The sequence below is a fragment of the Actinokineospora lacus genome (assembly GCF_053813445.1).
In genome coordinates this window covers 156885-163321 of sequence record NZ_JBQERA010000016.1, presented here as the reverse complement: position 1 = coordinate 163321, position 6437 = coordinate 156885, and the positions used below count along the sequence as shown (strand labels likewise).

Below are 6437 nucleotides of genomic sequence, written 5' to 3'. Positions count from 1 at the left end.
CGCGGGGCGGGGGGGATGGCGTGGGGCGGCGGCTGGGCAGGCGCACGTTCGGGGGGTGGCTGAGGGCGGTGCCGGTGGGCGAGGGGGTCAGGGGGTCCGTGGTGCGGGTAGCAGGCAGTGGCGGGGCAGCGAGGGGACGGGCTCGCTCGGGTGGAGTGGGCGCGGGCCTGGAACCGGCAAGGCCGGGGGGCGGGGTGGGTCTGGTTCGGGCGGTGGCCGGGGTGGCGGCGGTGGGCCGGTCGCTCCCGGGCGGATGCGGCGGGTCAAGAAGCGGGCGCAGGGGACCGATCACCGGGTTCGGGTGGTGGTGACCCGGTTCCTGTTGATCGCGTCGCTGCTGGCCGCCGGGGTGCGGTTGGTGCAGGTGCAGGTTTTCGAGGCCGAGGCCCTGGCGGCCAAGGCGGAGAGGCAGCGGGTGCAGACGATCCCCATTCCCGCTTCGCGGGGATCGATTGTGGACCGCAACGGGGTGGAGCTGGCGTTCAGCGTCGAGGCGCGGGCGTTGGCGTTCCGGCCACGGCCGCAGCGAGAGTTGTTCGACAAGCACAACGCCGAGCAGATGGAGAAGCCCGAGGCGCAGCGCAAGCTGCTGGACTTCGACGCCGAGACGGCGGCGCTGGCCAAGCGGATGGTGCAGGTCCTGGGCAGGGAGGTGGTGTCCGAGGCCGAGGTGCTGGCGAAGCTGCGGTCGGACAAGAACTACGTCTACCTGGTCACCAACGTCGAGCCGGGCAAGGCGCGCGTCCTCAAGACCGAGTTCCCCTGGCTGAACGAGGAGTACCGGGCGCTGCGGGAGTACCCGGGCGGAAACCTGGCCTCCAACGTCGTCGGGTTGGCGACGTGGTGGATGGAGGACCCCGTCCCGGCCAACCACAACCTGCACGGGCGCGTCGGGCTGGAGATGCTGCGGGACAACGACCTCGCCGGGCGGCCGGGGTCGATGCGGGTGGAGACGCAGGGCGGGTCCAACGTCGTGCTGCCCGGCAGCGAGCAGAACCGCCAGCCCGCGGTGGACGGGTCCGACGTCGAACTGACCATCGACGCCGACCTGCAGTTCTACCTTCAGCAGAAGGCGGGCGAATACGCCAAGCGCAGCGGGGCCGAGTCGGTCAGCGTCGTGGTGCTCGACGCCAAGACCGGCGAGGTCTACGGGCTGGCCAACGACCGGGCCTTCGACCCGACCGCGGGGCGCTGGGACCCCAAGCTGATGACCAACCCCGCGGTGACCACGCCCTACGAGCCAGGGTCGGTCAACAAGGTCGTGACCGCCATGGCGGCGATCGAGTACGGGCTGACCACGCCGGGAGAAGTGCACCCGGTGCCGGGCTCGACCAAGGTCGCCGACCGGGTGATCAGGGACGCCTGGACGCACGGGCGGCTCAACATGACCACCACCGGCATCTTCGGTAAGTCGTCCAATGTGGGCACGCTGCTGCTGGCCGACGAGATCGGCCCCGACCGCTACGCCGACATGCTGACCCGCCTCGGCATCGGCCGGCGGACCGGCGTCGGGCTGCCCGGGGAGAGCCCCGGGTCGTTGCTGCCGCAGAGCCAGTGGTCGGGCAGCACGTTCGGCAACCTGCCGATCGGGCAGGGCCTGTCCATGACCGTGCTGCAGATGGCGGGCATGTACCAGACCATCGCCAACGGCGGGGTCCGCGTGCCGCCGCGCATCGTGCGGGCCGTGGTCAAGGCCGACGGCACGCGGGTGGAGGAGCCGCGCCCGGAGGGGATTCGGGTGGTCTCCCCGGAGACGGCGAAGACCACGACGGAGATGTTCCGCGCCGTGGCGCAGAAGGCGCCCGGCCAGAACAGCGGCACCGCGCCCAAGGCGGCGGTGACCGGCTACCAGATCGCCGGGAAGACGGGCACGGCGCAGCAGTTCGACAAGGCCCTCGGCCGCTACAGCGACTCCAACTACTGGATCACCTTCGCCGGGATCATGCCCGCGGACGACCCGCGCTTCGTGGTGGGCATGGTCTACGACCGGCCGAGCTACTCCACACCGGAGGGACACTCGGCCGCGCCGTTCTTCCATGACGTCGCCACGTTCCTCGCGCAGCGTTACAACCTGCCGATGTCGAAGGAGGCCAGCCCCGTCGTCCCGCTCGTGGTGCCGTGACCGGGGTGGCGGGCCGGTGTCCGGAGAGGACAGTGGGACGCGGGCCGGGATCAATTCGCTCATGTGTTCGAGATTACCCGGATCGCGACCGGCTTGAGCTGGGAAAATGTTCGGGTTGTGTTCGGGTTCTGTAAAGATCGGCCGGGCTTCTACCCCATGCCCGCGCACCCGGTGCCTGCCAGGGGTGGGATGGTCGCACTCCGTGCGCGGGTAGCCTCCCCGACGTGCCCGCCAAGCTCGTCGGCAAGGCAGTCACAGCGCCGCCTCGCCCCTCCCGCATACCGCCCGTCGCGCTCGCCGACCTGGCCGCTCGCGCCGACGTCCGCACGGCTCCCGGTCTTCCCGGGTTGTCCGATGTGGCCGTGACCGGTGCGACGCTGCGCGCGCAGCACGTCCGGCCCGGTGACGTCTTCGCCGCCTTGCCCGGCGCCCGCGCGCACGGCGCCGATTTCGCCGGCGACGCCATCCGCGCGGGCGCGGTCGCCGTCCTGACCGACGCCGCGGGCGCCGACCGGCCCGCCGTGCGCGCCGCGGGCGTCCCCGTCCTGATCCACGACGACCCGCGCACCGCGCTGGGCCCGATGGCCGCCCGGATCTACGGCGAGCCCGCCCTCGCGCTCAAGATCATCGGGGTGACGGGCACCTCGGGCAAGACCACCACGACCTACATGATCGACGCCGGGCTCGTCGCGGCCGGGCACACCACCGGCCTGATCGGCACCGTCGAGACCCGCATCGCGGGCGAGCGGCTGGCCAGCGCGTTCACCACCCCCGAGGCCCCCGACCTGCAGGCCCTGCTGGCCGTCATGCGCGAGCGCGGCGTCACGCACGTGCCGATGGAGGTCTCCAGCCACGCCCTGGAGCTGGAGCGGGTGGGCGGGACGCGGTTCGCCGTCGGCGCGTTCACCAACCTCTCCCAGGACCACCTGGACTTCCACACCGACATGGACGACTACTTCCGGGCCAAGGCGCGGCTGTTCGACGGCCGCTCCGCCACCGAGGTGGTGTGCGTCGACGGCGAGTGGGGTCCCCGCCTGGTCACCCCGGACACGATCACCGTCGCCCTCGGCGCCGACGCCCAGTGGACCGCCTCCGACGTGCGGACCTCGCGCTCCGGCGAGCAGTCCTTCGCGATCCGGCCCCCCGACGGCGCGCCGCTGGAGATCGTGCTGCCCATGCCGGGGCTGTTCAACGTCGCCAACGCCCTGGTCGCCGCCGCCTGCCTCGACGCGGCGGGCATCGCGCGCGGGGCCATCGCCGCGGGGCTGGCGACCGTGCAGGTCCCCGGCCGGATGGAGCGGGTCGCGGTCGGGCAGGACTTCACCGCCGTCGTCGACTACTCCCACAAGCCCGAGGCCGTCGCGCTGGCCCTGGACGCCGTGCGCGCCCGCACCGACGGCCGGGTGATCGTCGTCCTGGGCTGCGGCGGCGACCGCGACACCGCCAAGCGCCCGCTGATGGGCGCGGCCGCGGCCCGCCGCGCCGACCTGCTCGTGGTGACCGACGACAACCCGCGAGGGGAGGACCCGGCCGCCATCCGCGCCGCCATGCGCGCGGGCGCGGAGGCGGTGTCCGAGCGCGGCGAGGTCACCGAGGTCGGCGACCGCCGCGCGGCCATCCGCACCGCCATCGCCGCCGCCCGTCCCGGCGACGTCGTCGTCGTCGCGGGCAAGGGGCACGAGACCGGCCAAGAGGTCGCCGGGGTGGTCCACCCCTTCTCCGACCGCGACGAACTGGAGGCGGCGATCCGCGCCCGTCTGGGAGACACCGCATGATCCCGCTGACCCTCGCCGAGATCGCCACGGCGACCAACGGCCGCCTGCACAACGCCGACGGCACCGAGACCGTGACCGGCAGCGTCGAGTTCGACTCCCGCAAGGTCACCCCCGGCGGGCTGTTCGTCGCCGTGCCCGGCGAGAACGTCGACGGCCACGACTACGCGGCGGCCGCCGTGGAACGAGGCGCGACCGCAGTGCTGGCCGCCCGCGAGGTCGACGCCCCCGCGGTCATCGTCCCGCCGGTCGCCGAGGCCCACCGCGGCTCGGTCGCCCTGGCCGGCGACCGCGACGGCTCCGGCGCCGCCGTGCTGGCGGGCCTGGCCGCGCTGGCCCGCGCCGTGGTCGACCGCCTCGATGGCCTCACGGTCGTCGGCGTCACCGGCTCCTCCGGCAAGACCTCCACCAAAGACCTGATCGCCCAGGTGCTCGCTCCGATAGGCGCCACGATCGCCCCGCCCGGCTCGTTCAACAACGAACTGGGCCACCCGTGGACCGCGCTGCGCGCCGACGAGCAGACGAAGTTCCTCGTCCTGGAGCTCTCCGCCCGCGGCCCCGGCCACATCGCCGCCCTCTGCGACACCGCCCCGCCCCGGATCGGCGTCGTGCTCAACGTCGGCTCGGCGCACCTGGGCGAGTTCGGCTCGCGGGAGGACATCGCCCGCACCAAGGGGGAGCTGGCCGAGAAGCTGCCCGCCGACGGCGTCGCCATCCTCAACGCCGACGACCCACTGGTCGCGGCGATGGCCGCGCGCACGAAGGCGCGCGTCGTGCTGGTCGGCGAGGCCAGGAACGCCCACGTCCGCGCCGAGGACGTCCGCCTCGACGAGCAGGCCCGCGCGTCCTTCCGGATGGTCACCCCGCACGGCGACGCCGACATCGCGCTGGGCCTGCACGGCGCCCACCACGTCGGCAACGCGCTGGCCGCCGCCGCCGTGGCGCTGGAAGCGGGCGCCACCCCGGACCAGGTCGCCCGCGCCCTGTCCGACGCGCGGCGGGTGTCGGCGCGCCGGATGGAGGTCACGACCCGCGCGGACGGCGTCACGATCGTCAACGACTCCTACAACGCCAACCCGGAGTCCGTGCGCGCGGCGCTGAAGACCCTGGCGACCATGGCGCGCACGGGCAACCGACGCCGCTCCTGGGCCGTCCTGGGAGTGATGGGCGAGCTGGGCGCGGAGTCGGTGGCCGCGCACGACGAGATCGGCAGGCTCGCCGTTCGACTGGACATCAACCGCCTGGTGGTGGTCGGCGAGCAGGCCCGGCCGATGCACCAGGGGGCGAGCCTCGAGGGCTCGTGGGGAGAGGAGTCGGTGCTGGTGGGGGATGTCGACGCCGCCGTCGCGCTGCTGCGCGCCGAGCTGGCCCCCGGTGACGTGGTGCTCGTGAAGGCCTCCAAGGTGGCCGCCCTGTGGCGGGTCGCCGACGCGCTGCTGGACGGGGACGCCCGGTGAAGTCAATCCTGATCGCCGCGGCGATCGCGCTCATGGCCTCCATCCTGCTCACCCCGTACCTGATCCGGGTCTTCTCCCGGCAGGGCTTCGGGCAGGAGATCCGGGAGGAGGGCCCGCAGGGGCACAAGTCCAAGCGCGGCACCCCGACCATGGGCGGCGTCGCCATCATCGTCGCGATGTGGGTGGGCTACGGCACCGCGCACGTGTTCAACGCGATGACCGCCCCGACGAGCGAGGCGCCGTCGGCGTCCGGCCTGCTGGTGCTGTTCCTGGCCACGGGCCTGGGCATGGTCGGCTTCCTCGACGACTTCATCAAGATCCGCAAGCAGCGCAACCTCGGTCTCAACAAGACCGCCAAGCTGGTCGGCCAGCTCGTCGTCGCGATCGTCTTCGCCGTCCTGGCGCTGAGCTACCCCGACGAGAACGGCCTGACCCCGGCCTCGGACCACCTGTCCTTCGTCCGCGACATCAGCATCGTCTCCTTCGGCACCATCGGCTTCATCGTCTTCTGCTACCTGGCGGTCTCGGCCTGGTCGAACGCGGTGAACTTCACCGACGGCCTCGACGGCCTCGCGGGCGGTTCGTCGGCGATGGTGCTCGGCACCTACGTGGTGATCTCGTTCTGGCAGTTCAGCCACGACTGCGCCCGGGTGCAGGAGGCGGCCTGCTTCGACACCCGCGACCCGCTGGACCTCGCCGTCGTGGCCGCCGCCGCGATGGGCGCGTGCATCGGGTTCCTCTGGTGGAACGCCGCCCCGGCGAAGATCTTCATGGGCGACACCGGCTCGCTCGCCCTCGGCGGCCTGGTCGCGGGCCTGTCCATCGCCACCCGCACCGAGCTGCTGATGATCGTCATCGGCGGTCTGTTCGTGGTCGAGATGATGTCGGTGGTCCTGCAGATCGCGGTCTTCCGCACGACCCGCAGGCGGCTGTTCCGGATGGCGCCGTTCCACCACCACTTCGAACTCGCCGGGTGGGCGGAAACCACGGTGATCATCAGATTCTGGCTGCTGGCCGGGGTCTGCGCGATGTTCGGCCTCGGCCTGTTCTACGCCGACTGGCTGGGCCTCGGCGGCGCCCAGTGAC

Annotated in this window: 4 protein-coding genes; all 4 read left to right on the top strand. The window is 72.8% G+C overall.

Annotated features, from left to right (window positions below; all coding sequences use genetic code 11):
• Positions 1-307: 307 nt before the first annotated feature.
• The 4 genes from ACTG9Q_RS30555 (at position 308) to mraY (ending at position 6436) form a co-directional block, all read left to right on the top strand.
• Positions 308-2122, top strand: a complete 1815-nt coding sequence (locus tag ACTG9Q_RS30555) for a peptidoglycan D,D-transpeptidase FtsI family protein (protein WP_455576402.1) — start codon at positions 308-310, stop codon at positions 2120-2122.
• Between the two features lie 224 nt (positions 2123-2346).
• A complete protein-coding gene (locus tag ACTG9Q_RS30550) occupies positions 2347-3897 on the top strand; it encodes a UDP-N-acetylmuramoyl-L-alanyl-D-glutamate--2,6-diaminopimelate ligase (RefSeq protein ID WP_455576401.1) in 1551 nt (516 codons plus the stop codon).
• Positions 3894-5351, top strand: a complete 1458-nt coding sequence (locus ACTG9Q_RS30545; RefSeq protein ID WP_455576400.1) for a UDP-N-acetylmuramoyl-tripeptide--D-alanyl-D-alanine ligase — start codon at positions 3894-3896, stop codon at positions 5349-5351. Before ACTG9Q_RS30550 ends, ACTG9Q_RS30545 begins: the two co-directional genes overlap by 4 nt.
• A complete protein-coding gene (mraY, locus tag ACTG9Q_RS30540) occupies positions 5348-6436 on the top strand; it encodes a phospho-N-acetylmuramoyl-pentapeptide-transferase (protein WP_455576399.1) in 1089 nt (362 codons plus the stop codon). Before ACTG9Q_RS30545 ends, mraY begins: the two co-directional genes overlap by 4 nt.
• The last annotated feature ends 1 nt before the right edge of the window (position 6437 follow it).

Bases quoted from the DNA above. Each gene is read 5' to 3' on its own strand.
- ACTG9Q_RS30545 (WP_455576400.1), top strand. From the start codon at position 3,894: ATGATCCCGCTGACCCTCGCCGAGATCGCCACGGCGACCAACGGCCGC.